This is a genomic window from Sphingomonas sp. ASV193, assembly GCF_040203355.1.
Classification (GTDB): domain Bacteria; phylum Pseudomonadota; class Alphaproteobacteria; order Sphingomonadales; family Sphingomonadaceae; genus Sphingomicrobium.
Genome location: NZ_JBEHBW010000002.1, coordinates 281,144 through 303,699, shown reverse-complemented (window position 1 = coordinate 303,699; position 22,556 = coordinate 281,144). Strand labels below are relative to the sequence as shown.

Annotated in this window: 20 protein-coding genes; 18 read left to right on the top strand and 2 right to left on the bottom strand. The window is 69.0% G+C overall.

What is annotated here, in order from left to right; translation table 11 throughout:
• Positions 1–3: 3 nt before the first annotated feature.
• Together purL and ABDK56_RS05455 are read right to left on the bottom strand one after the other, a co-directional pair.
• Entirely contained in the window at positions 4–2,274 is a 2,271-nt protein-coding gene (gene purL / locus ABDK56_RS05460; protein WP_349807122.1) for a phosphoribosylformylglycinamidine synthase subunit PurL, read from the bottom strand.
• Positions 2,275–2,483: 209 nt separating this feature from the next.
• Positions 2,484–2,816: a hypothetical protein gene (locus ABDK56_RS05455; protein ID WP_349807121.1), complete on the bottom strand. Its 333-nt coding sequence runs from the start codon at positions 2,814–2,816 to the stop codon at positions 2,484–2,486.
• An 82-nt stretch (positions 2,817–2,898) separates the two neighbouring features.
• Here ABDK56_RS05455 and ABDK56_RS05450 point away from each other — a divergent pair, with 82 nt between their 5' ends.
• The 18 genes from ABDK56_RS05450 (at position 2,899) to ftsZ (ending at position 22,495) form a co-directional block, all read left to right on the top strand.
• Positions 2,899–3,150: a hypothetical protein gene (locus ABDK56_RS05450; protein ID WP_349807120.1), complete on the top strand. Its 252-nt coding sequence runs from the start codon at positions 2,899–2,901 to the stop codon at positions 3,148–3,150.
• On the top strand, positions 3,147–3,797 hold the full coding sequence (locus tag ABDK56_RS05445; RefSeq protein ID WP_349807119.1) for a motility-associated ABC transporter substrate-binding family protein: 651 nt from the start codon (positions 3,147–3,149) through the stop codon (positions 3,795–3,797). Before ABDK56_RS05450 ends, ABDK56_RS05445 begins: the two co-directional genes overlap by 4 nt.
• Positions 3,798–4,126: 329 nt before the next feature.
• Positions 4,127–4,546 carry a division/cell wall cluster transcriptional repressor MraZ gene (locus tag ABDK56_RS05440; RefSeq protein WP_349807118.1) on the top strand — a complete coding sequence of 140 codons (420 nt, stop codon included), beginning with the start codon at positions 4,127–4,129 and terminating at the stop codon, positions 4,544–4,546.
• A complete protein-coding gene (gene rsmH, locus ABDK56_RS05435; RefSeq protein ID WP_349807117.1) occupies positions 4,543–5,508 on the top strand; it encodes a 16S rRNA (cytosine(1402)-N(4))-methyltransferase RsmH in 966 nt (321 codons plus the stop codon). The genes ABDK56_RS05440 and rsmH overlap by 4 nt, the downstream gene beginning before the upstream one ends.
• Positions 5,505–6,176, top strand: a complete 672-nt coding sequence (locus ABDK56_RS05430) for a hypothetical protein (RefSeq protein WP_349807116.1) — start codon at positions 5,505–5,507, stop codon at positions 6,174–6,176. Before rsmH ends, ABDK56_RS05430 begins: the two co-directional genes overlap by 4 nt.
• The gene (locus ABDK56_RS05425; RefSeq protein WP_349807115.1) at positions 6,176–7,888 is read left to right on the top strand and encodes a peptidoglycan D,D-transpeptidase FtsI family protein; all 1,713 of its coding nucleotides are present in this window, start codon (positions 6,176–6,178) and stop codon (positions 7,886–7,888) included. Before ABDK56_RS05430 ends, ABDK56_RS05425 begins: the two co-directional genes overlap by 1 nt.
• A 4-nt stretch (positions 7,889–7,892) precedes the next feature.
• Positions 7,893–9,311 (top strand): UDP-N-acetylmuramoyl-L-alanyl-D-glutamate--2,6-diaminopimelate ligase, encoded by a 1,419-nt coding sequence (locus tag ABDK56_RS05420; RefSeq protein ID WP_349807114.1) that lies wholly within the window; start codon positions 7,893–7,895, stop codon positions 9,309–9,311.
• On the top strand, positions 9,308–10,699 hold the full coding sequence (locus ABDK56_RS05415; RefSeq protein WP_349807113.1) for a UDP-N-acetylmuramoyl-tripeptide--D-alanyl-D-alanine ligase: 1,392 nt from the start codon (positions 9,308–9,310) through the stop codon (positions 10,697–10,699). The genes ABDK56_RS05420 and ABDK56_RS05415 overlap by 4 nt, the downstream gene beginning before the upstream one ends.
• Position 10,700: 1 nt before the next feature.
• Positions 10,701–11,771, top strand: coding sequence for a phospho-N-acetylmuramoyl-pentapeptide-transferase (mraY, locus tag ABDK56_RS05410; protein ID WP_349807112.1), 1,071 nt, complete (start codon positions 10,701–10,703; stop codon positions 11,769–11,771).
• Complete coding sequence (murD, locus tag ABDK56_RS05405) at positions 11,768–13,129, top strand: UDP-N-acetylmuramoyl-L-alanine--D-glutamate ligase (RefSeq protein WP_349807111.1); 1,362 nt, start codon at positions 11,768–11,770, stop codon at positions 13,127–13,129. The genes mraY and murD overlap by 4 nt, the downstream gene beginning before the upstream one ends.
• Positions 13,126–14,352, top strand: coding sequence for an FtsW/RodA/SpoVE family cell cycle protein (locus ABDK56_RS05400; protein ID WP_349807110.1), 1,227 nt, complete (start codon positions 13,126–13,128; stop codon positions 14,350–14,352). The genes murD and ABDK56_RS05400 overlap by 4 nt, the downstream gene beginning before the upstream one ends.
• Complete coding sequence (murG, locus tag ABDK56_RS05395; protein WP_349807109.1) at positions 14,349–15,509, top strand: undecaprenyldiphospho-muramoylpentapeptide beta-N-acetylglucosaminyltransferase; 1,161 nt, start codon at positions 14,349–14,351, stop codon at positions 15,507–15,509. The genes ABDK56_RS05400 and murG overlap by 4 nt, the downstream gene beginning before the upstream one ends.
• Positions 15,506–16,927 carry a UDP-N-acetylmuramate--L-alanine ligase gene (gene murC / locus ABDK56_RS05390; RefSeq protein WP_349807108.1) on the top strand — a complete coding sequence of 474 codons (1,422 nt, stop codon included), beginning with the start codon at positions 15,506–15,508 and terminating at the stop codon, positions 16,925–16,927. Before murG ends, murC begins: the two co-directional genes overlap by 4 nt.
• A complete protein-coding gene (gene murB, locus ABDK56_RS05385) occupies positions 16,924–17,856 on the top strand; it encodes a UDP-N-acetylmuramate dehydrogenase (protein ID WP_349807107.1) in 933 nt (310 codons plus the stop codon). The genes murC and murB overlap by 4 nt, the downstream gene beginning before the upstream one ends.
• Complete coding sequence (locus tag ABDK56_RS05380) at positions 17,853–18,803, top strand: D-alanine--D-alanine ligase (protein WP_349807106.1); 951 nt, start codon at positions 17,853–17,855, stop codon at positions 18,801–18,803. Before murB ends, ABDK56_RS05380 begins: the two co-directional genes overlap by 4 nt.
• Entirely contained in the window at positions 18,800–19,645 is an 846-nt protein-coding gene (locus ABDK56_RS05375; protein ID WP_349807105.1) for a cell division protein FtsQ/DivIB, read from the top strand. Before ABDK56_RS05380 ends, ABDK56_RS05375 begins: the two co-directional genes overlap by 4 nt.
• Positions 19,645–20,910: a cell division protein FtsA gene (gene ftsA, locus ABDK56_RS05370; RefSeq protein ID WP_349807104.1), complete on the top strand. Its 1,266-nt coding sequence runs from the start codon at positions 19,645–19,647 to the stop codon at positions 20,908–20,910. The genes ABDK56_RS05375 and ftsA overlap by 1 nt, the downstream gene beginning before the upstream one ends.
• A 169-nt stretch (positions 20,911–21,079) precedes the next feature.
• Positions 21,080–22,495 carry a cell division protein FtsZ gene (gene ftsZ / locus ABDK56_RS05365; RefSeq protein ID WP_349807103.1) on the top strand — a complete coding sequence of 472 codons (1,416 nt, stop codon included), beginning with the start codon at positions 21,080–21,082 and terminating at the stop codon, positions 22,493–22,495.
• The last annotated feature ends 61 nt before the right edge of the window (positions 22,496–22,556 follow it).

The window sequence follows — 22,556 nt, the reverse complement described above, 5'->3', positions numbered from 1 at the left end:
CCCCTAAAGCTCGTTCGACATCAGCTTGGGAAAGAAACCTTCGTGCGCGGCGCGGAGGTCGGCGAGGGAGACAAAGCGATCGCTCGCCTCGCATAATATTCCCTCGCATCCATTCAAAGGCGAATGAAAGCCGGTGGCGCCGATAATTGTTGCGCTCAGGTTTAAATCCCAAGCCAACTCGCGCATATTGAAGTTCTCATCGACGGTAACAAGGTAACGTCCTTGATCCTCGCCAAAATGCGCAGCCGAAAAGGTCGTTTTCGTGGGATCTGCGCTGTCCAGCGTGATTTCCGCACCAATACCGCCGGCTAACGCCATTTCCGCCAAAGCAACCAGCATTCCCCCATCGGAAATGTCGTGAACAGCGTTGACGCGCTTTTCGTCAATCATGCGTCGAATAAACTCTCCGACACGGCGCTCCCGCGCCAGATCGACCGTTGGCGCGGGACCGGCGCGCTCGCCGTGACATTCATGCAACCAAAGCGATTGCCCAAGATGAGTCGCCAATTCCGACGTGCCAACGAGCCAAATCGTTTGACCTGGTTCCTTGAAACCGATCGTCGCGTTCTTCCGCCAGTCGTCCAGCAGCCCCACAGCGCCAATCGCGGGGGTCGGCAGGATCGCGCTGCCGCCGCCGGTCGCCTTGCTCTCGTTGTAGAGGCTGACGTTGCCGCTGACGATCGGCATGTCGAGCGCGCGGCAGGCGTCGGCCATGCCGCGCAGGCACTCGACGAACTGGGCCATGATTTCGGGCCGCTGGGGGTTGCCGAAGTTGAGGCAGTTGGTCACCGCGAGCGGCTTCGCGCCGACCGCGCACAGGTTGCGATAGGCCTCGGCGATCGCCTGCTTCCCGCCCTCGTAGGGGTCGGCGTAGCAGTAGCGTGGGGTGCAGTCGGTGGTGATGGCGAGCGCCTTGTCGGTGCCATGGACGCGGACCACCGCGGCGTCGCCGCCGGGCTTCTGGACGGTGTCGGCGCCGACCTGGCTGTCGTACTGCTCCCAGATCCAGCGGCGGCTGGCGAGGTTGGGCGAGCCCATCAGCTTCAAGAGGTCGGCGGCGATGTCGGTGGACTCGGGGATGTCGCCAAGCGGCTTCACCTGCGCCCACGCCTTATACTCGTCGAGGCTGAGGTGCGGGCGGTCATATTCGGGGGCGTCGTCGGCGAGCGGGCCGAGCGGGATGTCGCACACCACCTCGCCGCCGAACTCGAGCACCATGTGGCCGGTATCGGTGACTTCGCCGATCACCGCGAAGTCGAGCTCCCACTTGCGGAAGATCGCCTCGGCCTCGGCCTCGCGGCCGGGCTTGAGGACCATCAGCATCCGCTCCTGGCTCTCGCTCAGCATCATCTCGTAGGGGGTCATGCCCTCTTCGCGGCAGGGGACCTTGTCCATGTCGAGCCGGATGCCCGCGCCGCCCTTTGACGCCATTTCCACCGACGAGCTGGTGAGCCCCGCCGCGCCCATGTCCTGGATCGCGACGATCGCGTCGGTCGCCATCAGCTCGAGGCAGGCCTCGATCAGTAGCTTCTCGGTGAACGGGTCGCCGACCTGCACCGTCGGGCGCTTCTCGTCGCTGTTTTCGTCGAAGTCGGCGCTCGCCATCGTCGCGCCGTGGATGCCGTCGCGGCCGGTCTTGCTGCCGACGTAGACGATCGGGTTGCCGATGCCGGTCGCCGCCGAATAGAAGATCTTGGCCTGGTCGGCGATGCCGACGGTCATCGCGTTGACGAGGATGTTGCCGTCATAGGCCGGGTCGAAATTGACCTCGCCGCCCACGGTCGGCACGCCGACGCAATTGCCGTAGCCGCCGATCCCCGCGACGACGCCGCTGATCAGGTGGCGCATCTTGGGATGATCGGGCCGCCCGAAGCGCAGCGCGTTCATGTTGGCGACCGGCCGCGCACCCATGGTGAACACGTCGCGCAAAATCCCGCCGACCCCGGTCGCCGCACCCTGGTAGGGCTCGATGTAGCTCGGGTGGTTGTGGCTCTCCATCTTGAAGATGCACGCCAGCTTTGTCCCGTCGGGCCCGTCGCCGATGTCGATCACCCCGGCATTCTCGCCCGGGCCGCAGATCACCCACGACGCCTCGGTCGGCAGCTTCTTCAAATGGAAGCGCGAGCTCTTGTAGCTGCAATGCTCGGACCACATCACCGAGAAGATGCCGAGCTCGACCAGGTTCGGCTCGCGGCCCATGGCGTTGAGGATGCGCTGGTATTCCTCGTCGTTGAGGCCGTGGTCGGCGACGATCTGCGGGGTGATCTGGCTCATGCGCGCGCCCTAGCGGGCGGGGGCGCAAAGAAAAACCCCCGGCGGGTGAGGCCGGGGGGGAATTTGAACTCTTTGGGGCGGGCATCACGGGGAGTAAATCCCCGTGACGTCGATCCGGTCGCTTCGCGCCGGTCGGCCGGCGTTCGCGGTCTCTTCGCGCTGCTTCGGCGACGCTTCGCGTCGGCGGCGCTGCGCTCGGCCGCTCCGCCTTAGGCCTTACAGTCCTGGCCCTTGTAGGTGATGGTCGAGTCGGACGACGCGCCCTTCAGCTCTTCGCCGACCTTGACCGAGGTGCCGGTCGTGTCGGTCTTCGACTTCTTGACCATCGCGGTCTGGTTCGACAGCCAGTCGATGTAGACGACGCTGTTGTCCTTGCAGCGATAGCTCTTGCTGGCGACGATCGACGGCGGCAGCGACGCCGGGTCGACCGGCGGCGGCGCGTTGTTCGCACCCGGCGGGCCGGCGACGATGGTGTTGTCCTTCTTGTTGCACGCGGCGAGCGCCAGTGCGGCAACGGCGACAGTGAGCAGGGCCTTGGTCATGAAAATCGCCTTCGCGGCTGCAACATGATTCGTCAAGCCGAGAGGTTTGCATATCCTGGCGGCGACGCTTAGGATTCGACGAATGGCGGGGGAGCCTGACGATGAACCGCAGCAGCGCGTCCGGATCGGCCTGACCGGGCTGGCCTTCGTGTTCCTGCTCGTCCTGCTCGGGACGATGATCATCCGGTCGAGCGAGAGCAGTGCGCCGAGCCCGCCCGTCACCGCCAACAACGCGGTCGCCGACGAGCCCAACGAGCCGCTTGCCGAGATCGGCGCCGCGCCCGGGCAGGCCGCGAGCGACAACGCGGCGACACCGGCCAAGAAGCACAAGTGAAGGCGGCGCTGCGGGCGCTTGCGCTCGCGTCGATGCTGGCTTCGGCGGGGTGCGCCCGGCCCGCGCCGCCGCGCGCGAAGCCGGCGCTGGCGCTGCTCACCAGCCTGCCGATCCTGTTTCCCGAGCGGTTCGGGCTCGGACGTCCCGCGGGCGCGGCGGTGGCCGAGCGGCTCGAACGCGACTTCCGGCTGATGCCGATCGCGGCGAGCGACACGGCGTCGCTCGACGGACAGCGGCTGCTCCTGATGATCCAGCCGCGCGCGCAGACCGCCGAGAATCTCGTCGCGCTCGACGACTGGATGCGCGGCGGGGGGCGGGCGATGCTGCTCGCCGACCCGCGGCTCGACTGGCCGAGCGACAAGCCGCTCGGCGACCTGACGCGCCCGCCGATGGCCTTTCCCGACACCGGGCTGCTGCTCCATTGGGGGGTGCGCTTGGACGACTCCGGCACCAGCGCCGGGCGGCTGGTCGCGACCGGGCCGGGCTGCGCGGTCGAGGCTGAAGGCGCGAGGGCGCGCTGCCGGATCGGGCGGGGGGAAGCAGTGATCGTCGCCGACGCCGACGCGATCGACCCGCGCCGCCAGGGATCGGCCGCGGCGACCGATGCGCTGGTAACCTTATTGAAGGCGCTTGCGACTCCGCGCTGAGCGGCAATCCCAACAGGCTTATCCACAGGCTTGTGCACGCCCGCAGCAGCGGCAGCGAACCCCTTGTCACGGCATCGAAAATCATGGAAATCCGCCAAAGGGCATGATTTCCCACAATATGGCATCAAAACCCATTGTTTCCCGCCGATGATTGAGTTACCAACATCAATCGAAGCGCGGGGCATCCGTACGAGAGTCGGAGAAAGATCGGGCGGACACCGTGTCCGCGCGGCCAGGGAAGCCTTGCGCCTGGAGAGGGGCCGGTGGCGCTGGAGCATCTGTTTCAGGGAAGCGCGCTGAACGCGGTGGACGCGAAGGGTCGCGTCTCCGTGCCCGCTTTCCTGCGCTCCGTGATCGAACGCCGCGGCGATGCGAAGGCGATCGTGCTCGCCAAGCACGACCAGTTCCCCTGCCTCAGCGCCTACGACCCCGCCTATGCGGCGATGAAGCATTCGAAGATCGAGCGGCTGCTCGAGAAGCAGGAAACCGACCCCGCGTCGGAGCTCGACTATGCCCGCCGGACGATGATGGCGTTCGGCGCGACCGAGGAGGTCGCTTACGACAGTAGCGGCCGGATCATCGTGCCCCCGATGATGCGGCGCAAGGGCCAGCTCGCCGAGCTGGCCCTGTTCATCGGTGTCGGCGAGACGTTCCAGCTGTGGAACCCCGAGATTTTCCTCGCGCATCCCGACATTCCCGAGGACATGAAGGACATCGCCCGCTTCCGGCTCGAGGAGCGCGGGCTGTGACCCATTCGGCCCCCTCGAATGAGACCCCCCACGTCCCGGTCTTGCTGGACGAAGTCGTCGAACGTCTCGCCGTTGCCCCCGGCGCAGTCATTGTCGACGGCACGTTCGGAGCAGGCGGCTACAGCCGTGCGCTGCTCGGGGCGGGGGCTGGGCGAGTGATTGGCTTCGATCGCGACCCGCATGCGATTCGAGATGGCCAGTCGCTCGCCCAGGAAGACAAGCGCCTGACGCTGATCCACGAACGCTTCTCGGCGATGCACGAGGCGCTGGCCGAGCGCGACCTGCTGCCGGTCGACGGCGTCACGCTCGATATCGGCGTCAGCTCGATGCAGTTCGACCAGGCCGAGCGTGGTTTTTCGTTCCAGAACGACGGCCCGCTCGACATGCGCATGAGCCAGGAAGGCGAAAGCGCGGCCGATTTCCTCAACGGCGCCGACGAGGCCGAGATCGCGCGCGTCATCCGCGACTATGGCGAGGAGCCGCGCGCCCGCTCGGTCGCGAAGGCGATCGTCAGGGCGCGCCCGTTGACCCGCACGGCCGAGCTGGCGGCGGTGGTGCGCAAGGCGGTCGGCTATCACCCGGGGATGAAGAGCGACCCGGCGACGCGCACCTTTCAGGCGATCCGGATCCACCTCAACGCCGAGCTCGACGAGCTAGAGGCCGGGCTTCGCGCGGCGGAAAAGAGCCTTCGTCCCGGCGGTCGGCTGGCGGTGGTGACCTTCCACAGCCTCGAGGACCGCATAGTCAAGCGCTTCCTGAAGGTGCGCAGCGGCGACACGCCGGCGGGCTCGCGCCATCGCCCGATGGCGGCGGCCGGCCCCGCGCCGAGCTTCGAACAGATCGCCAAGCCGGTCGCCCCGTCGGCGGCCGAGCTGGCCCGTAACCCGCGCGCGCGCTCGGCAAAACTGCGGACGGCGATCCGCACCGCCGAGCCCGCGTGGGACCAGGAGAAGGCAGCATGAGTGCGCGTGGGTTCAAGGCGGTCTACATGACCGGGGTGATCGCGGGGGCGGCGCTCGGCTGCTACCTCGTCTCGCTTCGCGTCGCCTCCGAGCGCGCGCAGCTCGACGGGGTCGAGAGCCAGATCGCGATGACCCAGCGCGACATCCGCCTGCTCCAGACCGAGATCGGCACCCGCGGCCGGCTCGCCCAGCTCGAACGGTGGAACGCCAACTTCATCCAGCTAAGCGCACCGAAGGCCGACCAGCTGGTCGACAATGGTTTCCATCTCGCAACCTTGATGAAGCCGCAAGACAAGCCCGCGACCGAGGCGCCGGTGATCTATGCCTCCGCGCCCGCGCCGGCCCCCGCCGGTCCCGTGGTCAGCAATGACGGCGACGACGGCGCCCCCGCGACGACGGTCGCACCGGCGCCGGCCCCCGGACGTCCCGACCAGATGATGCACGTCGCCGGCTATTCCAAGCCTTCGCCGCAAGTCGCCGGAAAGCCCATCTCGAAGCCCGTCGCGAAATTCGCCGCGAAGCCGGTCACGCTGGCGCTGGCGTCGCCGACGCACGCGACGAACAAGGGCAAAGCTGCGGCGGCCGATCCGCTCGCGCCCTTGCCCAAGTCGAAGCCGGTCGCCAAAGCCGCCGCACCCCGCAAATCCAAGGACTCCGGCAACCCCTGATGAACGCCCCGACGCCCGCTCTCGTCGCACGGCCCGAGCGGCTCCGTCTGGTCGGACAGCGGCGGCAATTCCTCGCGCTGATGCACCAGCGGCTGATGTTCGGCCTGCTGCTGTTCGCCGGGATCGTCGTCGTGATCGTGCTTCGCCTCGCCTGGCTGGCGGCGTTCGGCGACCATGCCGGGCGGCGCGGCGGGTTCGACGCCTTCCTCCCCGAGCGCGGAGACATCGTCGACCGCGACGGCCAGCCGCTCGCGCGCACGATCGACGTGTGGACGATCGGACTGTCCCCGGCCAAGGTGATCGGCGACAAGCTGGCGCTGGCGCAGAAGCTCGCCGCGATCCTGCCCGAGCATGACGCGGCCTACTATCACGCGCTGCTGGTGTCGGGCCGGCCCTTCTATTTCCTTCGGCGGCGGGCGAGTCCCGACGTCGTCCAGGCGATAAACGCGCTCGGCGAGCCGGGCCTGCAGCTCGAGCGCGAGCCCGACCGGCTTTACCCGCAGACCAGCCTTGCCGCGCACCTGCTCGGATTCACCGACATCGACGGGCACGGGACGTCGGGCGCCGAGCGCGCGTTCGACGAGTTGCTGCGCGATCCCGCGCGGCGCGGCCAGCCGCTGCAGCTGTCGATCTCGTCGAGGGTGCAGCAGGCGCTTGAGCATGAACTTGGCGACGCGATGGCGCATTTCCAGGCGATCGGCGCGGCGGGCGTGGTGATGGACGTCCATACCGGCGAATTGCTCGCGCTGGCGTCGCTGCCGAATTTCAATCCCAACGTGCCGGGGCAGGCGAGCGCCGACCAGCGCTTCAACCGCGCGACGCTGGGGGTCTACGAACTCGGCTCGACCTTCAAGCCGTTCACCGTCGCGATGGCGATGGACTCGGGCGTCGTCCGCTCGGTCGGGCAGCAGTACAATTGCGCCAACGCGCTTCCCGCCTACGGCCACATCATCCACGACACCCACCCATTCGGGCGGATGTGCTCGGTCGCCGAGATCATGCAGGAAAGCTCGAACATCGGCACCGCGCAGATCGCCGACCAGCTCGGGACGACGCGGCAGAAGGCGTGGCTCAAGAAGATGGGATTCCTCGACAAGGTCGAGGTCGAATTGCGGGAACGCGGGCGCACGCTGACCCCGGGCAGCCGCTGGGGCCCGTTCGAGACGATGAACGTCGGCTTCGGGCAGGGCATCGCGGTCGCCCCGCTGCAGCTGGCACAGGGCTATGCGACGCTGTTCAACGGCGGGGTCTACCACCCCGCGACGATGCTCAAGGTCGGGCCGGGGCACTCGCTTCCCGCCGGGCGGCGCGTGTTCAGCGCCGATACCAGCTACCGGATGCGCGCGCTGCTTCGGCTGGTGGTGATGAAGGGTACCGGCAAGAACGCCGACGCGGTCGGCTATCGCGTGGGCGGCAAGACCGGCACCGCGCAAAAAGTAATCGACGGCCGCTATTCGAAGACCATCAACATCACCAGTTTCGCCGGGGTCTTCCCGATGGACGACCCGCGCTACGTCGTCGTGGCGATGCTCGATTCGCCCAAGGCGATGCCCGAGACCTACGGCTTCACCACCGCCGGCTGGAACGTCGCGCCGGTGGTCAACAAGGTCGTCAGCCGGATCGGCCCGATGCTCGGCGTCCAGCCCGACACCAACCGCGAGCCGAACATGGCCGAGGTGATGCCCTTCGTCCACGACAAGGCGGGGAAGTAAGCCGGTGATCCTCGACGATCTGACCGCCGGCGGCGGAACGACCGCGGTTACCGGTTTCGCGCTCGACCATCGCAAGGTCGCGCCGGGCAATGTGTTCGGCGCGTTTCGCGGTGCGGTGTCGAACGGTGAGGACTTTATCGTCGCCGCGGTCGAGCGCGGGGCGGTAGCAGTGGTCGCGAGGCCCGAGGCCGAGGTGCCCGCACCCGCGCTGCACATCGCCGACGCCAACCCGCGCGCGCGCTTCGCCGCGCTCGCCGCGCGCTATTACGCGCCCTATCCGGAGACGGTGGTCGCGGTGACCGGGACCAACGGCAAGACCTCGACGGTCGAGATGACCCGCCAGCTGTGGCGGATGGCGGGGCATCGCTCGGCGTCGATCGGGACGCTCGGGGTGACCACCGCCGACGACCAGGTGAGCACCGGGCTGACCACCCCCGACATCGTCACTTTCCTCAACAACGTCGCCGGGCTGAAACGGCTGGGGATCAGCCACCTCGCTTACGAAGCGTCGAGCCATGGGCTCGACCAGTATCGCGCCGAGGGGGTGCCGCTGAAGGCGGTGGCGTTCACCAACTTCAGCCGCGACCACCTCGATTATCACGCGACGATGGGCGAGTATTTCGCCGCCAAGATGCGGCTGGTCGACGAGGTCGCGGCCGACGATGCCACTGCGGTGGTGTGGGCCGACGACCCGCGATCGGACGAGGTCGTCGATCATGTCCGCCGGCGCGGGCTCAGGCTGATGACGGTCGGGACGAAGGGCGAGGCGATCCGGCTGGTCGATCGCAGCTCGACCCCGCTCGGGCAGAAGCTGACGCTCGAGCGCGAGGGCCAGCGCCACGTCGTCTCGCTGCCGTTGATCGGCGGTTACCAGGCGGCGAACGTGCTGGTGTCGGCGGGGCTGGTGCTCGCGACCGGTGGCGCGTGGGACGCGACCCGCGCCGCGCTGGCCCGGATCGCGCCGGTGCGCGGGCGGCTCGAACGCGCGGTGATCACCCGCGCCGGGGCCCCGGTCTATGTTGATTATGCCCACACCCCCGACGCGATCGAGGCGGCGATCGCCGCGCTTCGCCCCCACGTGACCGGTCGGCTGATTACCGTGGTCGGGGCGGGCGGCGACCGCGACGAGGGCAAGCGGCCCGAGATGGGGCGCGTGGCGAGCGAGCTTAGCGACCTCGTCATCGTCACCGACGACAATCCGCGCACCGAGGACCCGGCGAAAATCCGTGCCGCGGTGATGGGCGGCGCCACCGGCGCGCGCGAAGTCGCCGGTCGCCGCGCCGCGATCGCCGCCGCGATCGCCGAGGCGCGCGAGGGCGATATCGTCCTGCTCGCGGGCAAGGGCCACGAACAGGGGCAGGTGATCGGCACCACGGTCCACCCGTTCGACGACGCGCAGGTTGCAAGGGAATGCGCGGCATGAGGCCGCCGCTGTGGACCAGCGACGAGATCGTCGCCGCGACCGGCGGCACCCTCCACGGCGCGCCGTTCGCGGTCGACGGGGTGACCTTCGACAGCCGGGAGGTCGAGGGCGGCGAGCTGTTCGTCGCCATGCCCGGCACCGCGCACGACGGGCACGACCATGTCGCCAGGGCGCTCGCCGACGGCGCGATCGCGGCGCTGGTGTCGCGGCCGGCGGCCGACGGAAGCGATTGGGGCCCCCACGTGCTGGTCGACGACGTCCCCGCCGCGCTGACCGCGCTCGCCGTGGCGGCGCGGGCGCGGATGGCGGGGCCGGTGGTCGGCGTCACCGGCTCGGTCGGCAAGACCTCGACCAAGGAGGCGCTCGCCGCCGCGCTCGACCGGCAGGAGCCGGGGTTCACGCATCGGTCGGTCAAAAGCTATAACAACCACACCGGGGTGCCGCTGAGCCTGGCGCGGATGCCGCGCGACAGCCGATTCGCGGTGCTCGAAATGGGGATGAACCATGCCGGCGAGATCGCCTCTCTGACCCGCCTGGTGCGGCCGCACGTCGCGCTGATCACCACTATCGCGTCGGCGCATATCGAGCATCTCGGCTCGATGGAGGCGATCGCCGACGCCAAGGCGGAGATTTTCGAAGGGCTCGAGCCCGGCGGCACCGCGGTGATCCCGGAGGACACGCCCTATCGCGACCGGCTGCTCAAGGCGGCCAAGCGCCAGGCCGACGCGATCGTCACCTTCGGCGGCGGCGAGGCCGACGTCACCGCGACCCACGCGGTCACCGCCGAGGGCGGGGGAAGCCTCGTCACCGCGCGGCTGCGCGAGAGCGAGCTGACCTTCACCATCGCCCAGCGCGGCGATCATTGGGTGACCAATTCGCTCGGCGTGCTGGCGGTGGTCGAGGCACTTGGCGCCGACCTCGCGATCGCCGGGCTGGCGCTGGCCGACCTCGGCGGGCTTAAGGGGCGCGGCGAGCGTCACCGGATCGCGGCCGAGGGCGGCGAATATTTGCTGATCGACGAAAGCTACAACGCCAACCCGGCGTCGATGGCGGCGACGCTGAAGGCGCTCGGCGAAGAGCGCGGGGTCAGCCGGCGGATCGCGGTGCTGGGGCCGATGCGCGAGCTTGGCGAGCAGGCCGACGCGCTCCACGCAGGGCTCGCCCCGGCGATCGAGGCGGCGAAGGTCGAGCTCGCGCTGCTGGTCGGGGACGACATGGCGCCGCTCGCCGGGGCGCTCGCCGGGCGGGTCGAGGTAAGGCGCGCCGACAGCGTCGAGGCGGCGACCGGGCTGCTCAAAGCCACCGTCCGTCCCGGCGACGCGGTGCTGGTCAAGGCATCGAACTCGATCGGGCTTGCGAAGCTCGTGACCGCGATGGCAGGGGGCTGAAATGTTATATGTTTTGGCCGACTGGGCGCATTTTCCCGGCATCCTCAACCTGATCCGCTACATCAGCTTCCGCGCCGGCGCGGGGGCGATGACCGCGCTGTTCATCGGCCTGTTCTTCGGCAAGCGCTTCATCCAGTGGCTGCGTACCAAGCAGGGCAAGGGCCAGCCGATCCGCGCCGACGGGCCGCAGAGCCACCTCGCCAAGCGCGGCACCCCGACGATGGGCGGGCTGCTGATCCTGATTTCGGCGGGAATTTCGTGCCTGCTGTGGATGGACCTCACCAACCGCTACGTCTGGGCGTGCCTGCTGGTGACCGCGGGGTTCGGGCTGATCGGATTTCTCGACGATTATGACAAGGTCAAGAAGGCGCACCATGCCGGGCTGAGCGGCAAGATGCGGCTGGCGCTCGAATTCGCGATCGCCGGCTTCGCCACCTGGCTGATGGTCGGGTGGGGCGGGACCAAGCTCTATGTGCCCTTCTACACCGGCCATGTGTTCGACATCGGGCTGATCTACATCCTGTTCGGGGCGTTCGTGATCGTCGCCTTCGGCAATGCGGTGAACCTGACCGACGGGCTCGACGGGCTGGCGACGATGCCGGTGGTGATCGCGTCGATGGCGTTCGTGCTGATCAGCTACCTCGTCGGCAACGTGAAGTTCGCGACTTATCTCGGCATTCCCTATGTCGCCGGGGTCGGCGATTTGACCGTGCTGCTGCTCGCGATCTGCGGGGCGAGCCTGGCCTTCCTCTGGTTCAACGCCCCCCCGGCGGCGGTGTTCATGGGCGACACCGGCAGCCTCGCGCTCGGCGGCGCGCTCGGCGCGGTGGCGGTGGCGACGCACCACGAGTTCGTGCTGGCGATCATTGGCGGGTTGTTCGTGCTCGAGGCGGTGAGCGTCATCGTCCAGGTGGTCTGGTTCAAGCGAACCGGCAGGCGGATCTTCAAGATGGCGCCGATCCACCATCATTTCGAGCATATGGGGTGGAGCGAGCCGACCGTCGTCATCCGCTTCTGGATCATCAGCTTCATCCTCGCGCTGGCGGGGCTTTCGACGCTCAAGCTGCGGTGATCACGGCCAGGGCGTTCGCCGGAAAACATTATGCGGTGCTGGGGCTTGCGCGCAGCGGGCTGGCGACGGTGCGCGCGTTGCTGGCGTCGGGCGCGAAGGTCACCGCGTGGGACGATAAAGAGGAGGCGCGCGCGGCGGCGCCCGAGGGCACGACGATCGAGGATTTCGTCGGCGGGGACCTCTCCCGGTTCGACAGCATCGTCGTGACGCCCGGCCTGCCGCTCAACCGCCACCCGATCGCCCCGGCGGCCAAGGCGGCGGGGGTCGGGATCATCGGCGACATCGAGCTGTTCGCCCGCGCCCGGCCCGAGCTGCCTCCGCACAAGGTGGTCGGGATCACCGGGACAAACGGCAAGTCGACCACCACCGCGCTGGTCCATCACATCCTCGAGACCGCCGGGGTGCCGACGACGATGGGCGGCAACATCGGCCTGCCGATCCTGGCGCAGGAGCCGCTTCCGAAAGGCGGGGTGTATGTGCTCGAACTGTCGAGCTACCAGATCGACCTGACCCAAAGCCTCGACTGCGACGTCGCGGCGTTGCTCAACATCACGCCGGACCATCTCGACCGCTATGAGAGTTTCGAGGCCTATGCGCGGTCGAAGCTGCGCCTGTTTGCAATGCAAGGTCCATGGCGTCCAGTGGTCATCGGCGACCCCTGCGGCATGCAGGATGATTTCATCGGCGACTATCTCGATGACCTTCATTCCACTGATCGCAAGCCAGTCGAATTTCAGGCGATGGTGGATACCGCCTGGGACAAGGGGGTGAGTTTCTCGGGGGGCGCATTGTTCGTCGACGGGCGGCGGGTTTCGCCGCAAACTGACTGGCCCGCCCTGCAGGGCCCGCACAATGCCTGGAACGCGTCGGTCGCCGTTTTGTGCTGCCAGCTCGTCGGGCTCGACATTGGGGCGATCATGGAAGGGTTGATGACCTACCCCGGCCTTCCGCACCGCATGGAGCGGATTCGCGACCGTGACGGCGTCCTCTTCGTCAATGACAGCAAGGCGACGAATGCCGAGGCCGCGGCGCCCGCGCTTGCCGCTTATCCGCGCGTGCGGTGGATCGTCGGGGGGCGGGCGAAGGCCGAGACGCTCGGCGAGACCGAGAAGCATCTTGGTCACGTCGCGCACGCCTATACCATCGGCGAGGCGGGGCCGATGTTCGCGCGGCTGCTGCGCGACAGGGGAATCGCCGTAAGCGAATGTGAATCTTTGGAAAATGCCGTGAAAATGGCGGCGAGGGATTCACAAGCCGGGGACACCGTTCTACTCTCCCCGGCGAGCGCGTCGTTCGACCAGTTTCGCGACTTCGAGGCGCGCGGGGACCGGTTCCGGCAGCTGGTGGGGGAATTATGAACGCCACGTCGATCACCCAGACGATCAAGGCCAAGGCGGCGCTGGTCGATCCCGAACGTTATGGCCGCTCGGACCGCTCGGCGATCGGGCGCTGGTTCTGGGAAGTCGACAAGGTATTGCTGCTGATGGTCGCGGTGCTGATCGGCATGGGGCTGATCGCGGTCGCCGCCGCCTCGCCGGCGGTGGCGCAGCGCTATTCGGGCGGCAGCGTGCGGGTCGGCGACCTCTATTATTTCTACCGCCAGATCGGCTGGATCGCGCTGTCGCTGCCGGTGATGATCCTCGTCTCGATGATGCCGCGCGAGCGCGCGCGGCGGCTGTCGCTGATCGGCGCGGCGGTGTTCATCGGCATGATGGTGCTGGTCCCGATCATCGGCCCCTCGCACAACGGCGCGAAGCGCTGGCTCGAGTTCGGCTTCGGGCAGGTCCAGCCGTCGGAATTTTTGAAGCCCTTCTTCGTCGTCGGCATGGCGTGGCTGCTGTCGTTCGCCGACGGGCAGAACAAGTGGCTGGTCTACGGGCTCAGCGCGGCGGTGACCGGCACGATCGCGCTGCTGCTGATGCTCCAGCCAGACTTCGGCTCGACGATCATCTTCGTGTCGGTGTGGGTGGCGATGCTGGCGATCGCCGGGCTCGACCTCAAGATCCTCGGCGGCCTTGGCGTCGCGGGGGTGATCGGGGTGATCCTCGCCTACTTCTTCTATCCGGTCGCGACCGTCCGCATCGACGGCTTCCTGTTCGGCGAGGGCGACAATTTCCAGGTCGAGAACGCGATGCGCACGCTGACCGCGGGCGGGCTGTTCGGGATGGGGCCGGGCGGGGGGACGCGCAAGTTCGGGCTGCCCGAGCCGCACACCGACTACATCTTTTCGGTGATCGGCGAAGAATTCGGGCTGATCGCCTGCATCGCCATCGCCTGTCTCTACCTTGCGATCGTCGCGCGGGTGCTGATCAAGCTGCTCGACGAGGAGCAGCCGGTGGCGCTGCTGGCGGCGGCGGGGCTGGCGGTCGAATTCGGGCTGCAGGCGCTGATCAACATGCTGGTCAACGTCCACCTCGCCCCGTCGAAGGGGATGACGCTGCCGTTCATCAGCTATGGCGGTTCATCGATGCTGGCGCTGTCGATCGGGATGGGATTGCTGCTCGCCTTCACCCGCCGCAACCCCTATCTGACCCGCTCGCCCTACGTCGTGAAATGGGGCGGGGAGACGGGACGGGAATGAACATCACGCTCGCGGCCGGCGGCACCGGCGGGCACATGGTGCCGGCCCACGCGCTGGCCGAGGAACTCAAGAAGCGCGGGCACGGCGTGATGCTGGTCACCGACGAGCGCGGGAAGAAGATCCCCGCGATCTTCGGCGACGTCCCGGTCCACGTGCTTCCCGCCGGTCGGCTCGGCGGCGGGCCGCTCGGGCTCGCCAAGGGCGTGCTGTCGGTGATCGCCGGGCGGCGCGAGGCGAAGCGGCTCTATCGCGAGTTCCGCCCCGACGCGGTGGTCGGATTCGGCGGCTATCCGGCCTTTCCCGCGCTGCTCGCGGCGAGTTCGGCGCGGGTGCCAACCGTGCTTCACGAGCAGAATGCGGTGCTCGGCCGGGTCAACCGGCTGCTCGCGGGCGAGGCGGCGGCGATCGCCACCGCCTACCCCGAGGTCGAGCGGCTGAAGCCCGCCTATGCAAGCAAGACGGTGCTGGTCGGCAACCCGGTGCGGACCAGCGTCGCGCGGCTTGGCGAGATGCCCTTTCCCGAGTTCGACGACACCGCGCCGCTCAAGATTTTGATCACCGGCGGCAGCCAGGGGGCGAGCGTGCTCGGTCGGGTCGTTCCGGTCGGGCTGGGGATGCTCCCGCCCGGGCTACGGCTGCGCCTGCAGGTCGTTCAGCAGTGCCGCCCCGACGATATCGAGGCGGTGCGCGCGCGCTATGCCGAGCTCGGCATTCCCGCCGAACTGCTGACCTATATCGAGGACATGCCCGACCGGATCGCCGATGCGCACCTGGTCATCGCCCGCGCCGGCGCCTCGACCATCGCCGAGCTGACCGCGGCGGGGCGCCCCGCGATCCTGGTGCCGCTGCCGATCGCGACCGACGACCACCAGACCGTCAATGCGCGCGAGATGGCCAGGGCGGGCGGGGCGCGGATGATCGCCGAACCCGACTTCACGCCCGAGGCGCTGGCGGCGCAGGTCGCGGCGATCGCGGGCGAGCCGCAGGCGCTGGCCAATGCCGCCGCGCGCGCGCTGTCGGTCGGGCGTCCCCACGCTACCCGCGATCTCGCCGACCTGGTCGAGCGGATCGCGAACCGGCTGTCGCCGGTCGAGGTCGGGCTGGCCCGCGTCGCGCCCGTCTCGAGCGGCATCGGTCTTGCGGGAGCCGCCGCTTGAAAGCGATGGGGACCGAGATCGGGCCGATCCATTTCGTCGGCATCGGCGGGATCGGCATGTCGGGCATTGCCGAGGTGATGCACCACCTCGGCTACAAGGTGCAGGGCTCGGACATGGCCGAAAGCTATGTCACCGAGGGACTGCGAAAGGCCGGGATCCCGGTGATGATCGGGCAGGCCGCCGAGAACCTGGGCGACGCCAAGGTGCTGGTCTGCTCGACCGCGATCCGCGACGACAATCCCGAGGTGAAGGCCGCCGCCGAGCGCCGGCTGCCCCGCGTCCGCCGCGCCGAAATGCTGGCCGAGTTGATGCGGATGCAGTCGACCATCGCGGTCGCTGGCACCCACGGCAAGACCACCACCACTTCGATGATCGCGACGATGCTCGACGCGGGCGGGATCGAGCCGACCGTCATCAACGGCGGGATCATCAACAGCTATGGCTCGAATGCCCGGCTCGGGAAGTCCGACTGGATGGTGGTCGAGGCCGACGAGAGCGACGGCAGCTTCCTGCGGCTCGACGGGACGATCGCGGTGGTCACCAACATCGATCCCGAGCATCTCGACCATTACGGCGATTTCGACGCGGTCAAGCGGGCGTTCTGCGAGTTCATCGAGAACGTGCCCTTCTACGGGCTGGCCGTGATGTGCGTCGACGATCCCGACGTGCAGGCGGTGCTGAGCAGGATCCGCGACCGACGGATCGTCACCTACGGCACTTCGGCGCTGGCCGACCTGCGCGCCGAGAATTTGCGCCCCGAAAAGGGCGGCACCCGGTTCGACGTCAGCGTGCTGAGCAGCGCGGGCGAGCGGCGGACGATCCGCGACGTGTTCGTGCCGCTGCCGGGGCGGCATAACGTGCTGAACGCGGTCGCCTCGGTCGCGGTGGGACTCGAATTCGGGATGAGCGACGAGACGGTCGCGCGCGGCCTCGAGAAGTTCGCCGGGGTGAAGCGCCGCTTCAGCCGGGTCGGCGAGGTCGGCGGGGCGACGATCATCGACGACTACGCCCACCACCCGGTCGAGATTCGCGCGGTGCTGTCGGCGGCGCGCGAGGCGGCGACCAGCGAGGACGGGCGGGTGATCGCGGTGGTCCAGCCGCATCGCTACTCGCGGCTCGGCGACCTGATGGACGAGTTCCAGGCCGCGTTCAACGACGCCGACATGGTGTTTGTCGCCCCCGTCTACGCCGCGGGCGAAGCGCCGATCGAGGGGGTCGACGCCGAGGCGCTGGCCGACGGGCTTCGCGCGCGCGGCCACCGGATGGTGCGCACGGTCAGCGACGCGGGCGACCTTGCCGCCGCGCTGCGCGACATCGTCGCCGAGGGCGATCTCGTCATCTGTCTCGGTGCGGGCGACATCACCAAATGGGCGGCGGGGCTCGCCAGGGGGATCGAGGCGGCGAGGGCGGCGAGATGAGCGCGCTCACCGAGCTACCCAAGATCCGTGGGCGGCTGACGCCAGACGCGCCGCTCGCGCCGCTGGTGTGGTTCAAGGCGGGGGGCGCGGCGCAGTGGCTGTTCGAGCCCGCCGACGTCGACGACCTCGCCGATTTCCTCCGCGACCTCGATCCGGCGATGCCGGTGATGGGATTGGGGCTCGGCAGTAACCTCATCGTCCGTGACGGCGGGGTGCCGGGGGTGGTGGTTCGCCTGGGCAAGCCGTTCGCCAAGGTCGTCGCGAGCGGGCTGGCGCTGAGCTGCGGGGGCGGGGCGAGCGGCATCCTCGTCAGCTCGACCGCGCGCGACGCCGGGGTGGCGGGGCTCGAGTTCCTGCGGTCGATCCCGGGCACGGTCGGCGGCTTCGTGCGGATGAACGGCGGCGCCTACGGGCGCGAGACCAAGGACGTGCTGGTCGATTGCGAGGTCGTGCTCCGTTCGGGCGAGCGGCGGACGCTGGCGAATGCCGAGCTGGGCTACACCTATCGGCACAGCGAATTGCCCGAGGGCGCGATCGTGGTGTCGGCCACCTTTCGCGGCGAACCGGGCGAGCCCGCCGCGATCCAGGCCGAGATGGACCGCATCGCCGAAGCGCGAGAGGAATCGCAGCCGCTCAGGAGCAAGACCGGCGGCTCGACCTTCAAGAACCCGCTGCCGCAAAAGGCGTGGCAGGCGATCGACGCGGCGGGGTGCCGTGGATTGACGATGGGCGGCGCGCAGGTCAGCGAGAAGCATTGCAATTTCCTGCTCAATCTCGGTAACGCCACCAGCGCCGAGATCGAGGGACTGGGCGAGGAAGTGCGCCGCCGCGTCCGTGCCCACAGCGGCATCGAGCTCGCATGGGAAATCCAGCGTGTCGGCAAGCTCGCCGACGACGCCGGCCACAAAGGCGTTGGAGTAGAAGCGTGACCGAGCCGCTCGACCGGAACATCCATATCGTCGCCCTGATGGGCGGCTGGTCGAGCGAGCGACCGGTGTCGCTGATGAGCGGCAACGGCGTCGCCGACGCGCTCGAGGCGCAGGGCTTCACCCGGGTCAGCCGGCTCGACATGGAGCGCGACGTCGCCTCGCGGCTCGCCGAGCTGAAACCCGATGTGGTCTTCAACGCGCTCCACGGCGCGCCGGGCGAGGACGGCACGGTACAGGGCATGCTCGAGCTGATGGGCATTCCCTACACCCATTCGGGCGTGGTCACCTCGGCGATCGCGATCGACAAGGAGCTGACCAAGGCGGTGCTCGTCCCCCACGGCATCCGCATGCCCAAGGGCAAGGTGGTCCGGTCGGACAGCCTGTTCGAGGGCGACCCGATGCCGCGCCCCTATGTGCTGAAGCCGGTCAACGAGGGCTCGTCGGTCGGGGTCGCGATCGTCACCGACGAGGGCAATTTCGGCAACCCGATCGCGGCGAGCGCCGAGGGGCCGTGGAAACATTTCCGCGAGCTGCTCGCCGAGCCGTTCATCCGCGGGCGCGAGCTGACCGTCGCGGTGCTCGGCGGCGAGCCGCTGTGCGTCACCGAGCTGAAGCCCAAGGCGGGATTCTACGACTTCGACGCCAAATATACCGACGGGCTGACCGAGCATGTCTGCCCCGCCGACGTTCCGCCGCCGATCGCGCAGGCGATGCTGCACATGGCCGCCGCGGCGCACCGTCACCTCGGCTGCAGGGGCGCGTCGCGCTCGGACTTCCGCTGGGACGACAGCCAGGGCGAGGAGGGGCTCTACCTGCTCGAGACCAATACCCAGCCGGGGATGACCCCGCTCAGCCTCGTCCCCGAACAGGCGCGGCAGGTCGGCATTTCCTATGGCGAGCTGTGCGAGCGGATCGTCGCCGAGGCGCTGACGGACCGGCCGGCATGAGCCGCGCCCCCGCCAAGCGGCGGCCGTCCTCGGCCCGCCCCTCGAAGGGCCGCCCGGCGAGGCGGTCGGTCAAGCCGATCGAGCGGCGCGCGAACAAGCTCGCGGCGTGGGGGTTCGGGGCGTTCGTGCTGATCCTCGGCGCGGGCGCGGGCTATGCGCTCGGGCTTCCGGCAAAGGTCGGCGAGGCGGCGGGCGACGCGGGTTTTCGGGTCCGCTCGATCGAGGTGCAGGGCACGCACAACATGGACCCCAGGCCGATCTACGCGATCGCGCTCGGGCAGAAATCGGAATCGCTGCCGCTGGTCGACGTCGGCGCGATCCGCCGCCAGCTGCTCGGCTTCGGCTGGGTGAAGGACGCGCGGGTGATGCGGCGCTACCCCGACACGCTGGTGGTCGACATCGTCGAGCGCACCCCCGCCGCGCTGTGGCAGGACGGGGCGAGCCTGACCCAGGTCGACAAGGACGGGGTGGTGCTCGGCCGCGTGCCGATCAGCGCGATGCCCGACCTTCCGCTGATGACCGGCGCGGGGGCGAACACGCATAGCGCCCAGCTGCTTTCGCTGCTCGACCAGGCGCCAGCGATCCGCGCCCAGCTCGCCTCGGCCAACTGGGTCGGCCAGCGGCGGTGGGACCTCAAGGTCGCCTCGGGCGAGGTGATCGCGCTGCCCGAAGGCGAGGCGGCGGCGCGCGACGCACTCGCCAAGTTCGCGCGCGACGACAAGGCCAATGGCTATATCGGCCGCGGCTACCTGCGCTTCGACCTTCGCCAGCCGGGCAAGATGACCGTCCGCCTGCCGCACGAAATCGCCCCCGCCACCGCCAAGCCCCCGGCGCAGATCTGATGGCCGCGCCCAGCGAACGGCCGCTGATCGCGGCGCTCGACATCGGCTCGTCGAAGGTCAGCGCGCTGATCTGCGCGCGCGAGGCCGACGACCGGCTGGTGGTGCTCGGCACCGGCCAGCGCGAGAGCCGCGGGGTCAAGCGCGGCTATGTCACCGACATGGACGCGACCGAGGTCGCGGTGCGCGAGGCGGTCGAAATCGCCGAACGGATCAGCGGCGTGACGATCGAGGACGTGTGGGCGAGCTTCGGCGCGGGCGGGCTGGCGAGCGACGTCGCCAACGTCGAGGTCGAGCTCGGCGGCCACCAGGTCGAGGAAGCCGACGTCCAGGAACTGCTGTCGGCGGGGCGCGGCGCGATCGACCGCGACGGGCAGGTCGTGCTCCACGCGCACCCGGCGCTCTATTCGCTCGACGGGGTCGAGGGCGTCCCCAACCCGCGCGGGCTCTACGCGCACAAGATGGGGGTCGACATCCACGTCGTCGCCGCCCCGATCGCGCCGCTGCGCAACATCGATTTCGTGATCCGCTCGGCGCATCTCGGGGTGCGCGCGATCGTCGCCTCGCCGGTCGCGGCGGCGCTCGCCTGCCTGACGAAGGAGGAGCGCGAGCTCGGCGTCGCGCTGGTCGAGCTCGGCGCCGAGGTCACCAACGTCTCGCTCCACGCGGGCGGGATGCTGGTCGGGCTGCGCTCGATCCCGCTCGGCGCGAAGGACATTACCGACGACATCGCCTGCGCCTTCGCGGTCGCGCGGCGCGACGCCGAGCGGCTGAAATGCTTCTACGGCTCGGCGATGACGAGCCCGCGCGACAATCACGAGATGATCGACGCGACCCCGATCGGCGAGGCGACCAACGGCATTCCCGCCGAGCCGATCCGGCTGACCCGCGCGCAGCTTATGACCGTCATCCGCCAGCGCACCGAGCAGCTGACCGGCGAGATCGACGCGGCGCTGAAGAGCCTCGGCTTCTCTGGACCGGTCGGGCGGCAGGTGGTGCTGACCGGCGGCGGGGCCGAGCTCAAGAACATCGCCGACTATATGCAGGGCGTGCTCGGGCGCGCGGTGCGGGTCGGGCGGCCGCGCGCGATCGCCGGCCTGCCCGAGGCGCACTCGGGGCCGGCCTTTTCGACGCTGGTCGGATTGGGGCTGCTCGCCGGGTCGGCGAGCGCGGACCTGCGCGATCTCGCCATCCCCGCGTCGCGCCCGGCGCGGTCGAGCGCGGGGCTGATCGGCAAGCTGATCGGGGCACTCAAGGCCGGTTACTGACGGCGATTTGCGGTCAACTGCGGGCGGGTCGTCCCATAATGAATCAATTCTTCACTTTTTTGCCGGTCCGACCATTTTTCGCTTGGGTGCGGGACTCGCTTGGTGCATTGATTCGTGCCGTAGGTTCAAACGCTTGGCTATACGCTTGGCACTTCAGGGGAGCGCATCCATGAGCATTGATTTCATCCGGCCGGAAGTCGACGAACTCCGCCCGAGGATCAGTGTCATCGGCGTCGGCGGCGCGGGCGGCAACGCCATCGCCAACATGATCCGCCGCGACGTGCAGGGCGTCCAGTTCCTCGTCGCCAACACCGACGCGCAGGCGCTCAACGCCTCGGCCGCCGACCGCCGCATCCAGCTTGGCTTGAAGATCACCCAGGGCCTCGGCGCGGGCAGCCGGCCCGAAATCGGGCGCGCCGCCGCCGAAGAAACGCTCGACGAGGTCGAACAGGCGCTCGACGGCGCGCACATGTGCTTCATCGCCGCGGGCATGGGCGGGGGCACCGGCACCGGCGCCGCCCCGGTGATCGCCAAGGCCGCGCGCGACCGTGGCATCCTCACCGTCGGCGTGGTCACCAAGCCGTTCGCGTTCGAGGGCGCGCGCCGGATGCGCAGCGCCGAGGCGGGGATCGAGGAACTCCAGAAGCACGTCGACACGCTGATCGTCATCCCCAACCAGAACCTGTTCCGCCTCGCCAATTCGGACACGACCTTCAAGGAAGCGTTCGAAATGGCCGACGAGGTGCTCCAGCAGGGCGTCCGCGGGATCACCGACCTGATGGTCATGCCGGGCCTGATCAACCTCGACTTCGCCGACGTGCGCTCGGTGATGGGCGAGATGGGCAAGGCGATGATGGGCACCGGCGAGGCCTCGGGCGAGAACCGCGCGATCGAGGCCGCCGAAAAGGCGATTTCGAACCCGCTGCTCGACGGCGTCAGCATGAAGGGCGCCAAGGGCGTCATCGTGTCGATCGTCGGCGGCGAGGACATGAAGCTGATGGAGGTCGACGAGGCCGCCAGCCACATCAAGGAACTGGTCGACAGCGACGCCAACATCATCTGGGGGTCGGCGTTCAACAACGACCTCGACGGCAAGATCCGGGTCAGCGTCGTCGCCACCGGGATCGAGGCTGACGAGATCGCCGCCAGCCCGAGCCAGGGCAAGGTGTTCACCTTTCCCTCGTCGCGCACCCCGACCTTTACGCCTGCGCCGGTGACGACGACTCACGCACCGGTCGCCGCGGCCCCCGCGCCGACCCCGGCGAAGCCCGATGCCGACGACACGCTCGAGCTCGGCGCCGACGACGAGGCGGGCGACGAGCTGATGCTCGACAGCGACGACATCCTGACCCCGCCGGTGATGGCGAGCCCGGTGCCGCCGCCGTCGGACGAGGATGACAGCGGGCTGGCCCCGACAGCCTCGACCGCCGCGCCCAAGGCCGCGGGCGGCGGGACGCTGTTCGAACGGATGAGCAGCATCGCGCGCGGGGCGGCGCAGGCGCAGGTCGGCGACGAGCCGGCTCCGACGATCCGCCGCGAGCCGCTCGACATCCCGCGCTTCCTCAACCGGCAGAACAACCAGTAAGCGAGGCGTTCCGCGACCGGGCGGTGCCATTGCGCACCGTTCGGCGCTCGCCCGAAACGGT

Excerpts from the sequence above, each read along its gene's own strand:
- purL (WP_349807122.1), bottom strand. The coding sequence starts at position 2,274 with ATGAGCCAGATCACCCCGCAGATCGTCGCCGACCACGGCCTCAACGAC.
- ABDK56_RS05455 (WP_349807121.1), bottom strand. The coding sequence starts at position 2,816 with ATGACCAAGGCCCTGCTCACTGTCGCCGTTGCCGCACTGGCGCTCGCC.
- ABDK56_RS05450 (WP_349807120.1), top strand. The coding sequence starts at position 2,899 with ATGGCGGGGGAGCCTGACGATGAACCGCAGCAGCGCGTCCGGATCGGC.
- ABDK56_RS05430 (WP_349807116.1), top strand. The coding sequence starts at position 5,505 with ATGAGTGCGCGTGGGTTCAAGGCGGTCTACATGACCGGGGTGATCGCG.
- ABDK56_RS05425 (WP_349807115.1), top strand. The coding sequence starts at position 6,176 with ATGAACGCCCCGACGCCCGCTCTCGTCGCACGGCCCGAGCGGCTCCGT.
- ABDK56_RS05415 (WP_349807113.1), top strand. The coding sequence starts at position 9,308 with ATGAGGCCGCCGCTGTGGACCAGCGACGAGATCGTCGCCGCGACCGGC.
- mraY (WP_349807112.1), top strand. The coding sequence starts at position 10,701 with ATGTTATATGTTTTGGCCGACTGGGCGCATTTTCCCGGCATCCTCAAC.
- ABDK56_RS05400 (WP_349807110.1), top strand. The coding sequence starts at position 13,126 with ATGAACGCCACGTCGATCACCCAGACGATCAAGGCCAAGGCGGCGCTG.
- murG (WP_349807109.1), top strand. The coding sequence starts at position 14,349 with ATGAACATCACGCTCGCGGCCGGCGGCACCGGCGGGCACATGGTGCCG.
- murB (WP_349807107.1), top strand. The coding sequence starts at position 16,924 with ATGAGCGCGCTCACCGAGCTACCCAAGATCCGTGGGCGGCTGACGCCA.
- ABDK56_RS05375 (WP_349807105.1), top strand. The coding sequence starts at position 18,800 with ATGAGCCGCGCCCCCGCCAAGCGGCGGCCGTCCTCGGCCCGCCCCTCG.
- ftsA (WP_349807104.1), top strand. The coding sequence starts at position 19,645 with ATGGCCGCGCCCAGCGAACGGCCGCTGATCGCGGCGCTCGACATCGGC.
- ftsZ (WP_349807103.1), top strand. The coding sequence starts at position 21,080 with ATGAGCATTGATTTCATCCGGCCGGAAGTCGACGAACTCCGCCCGAGG.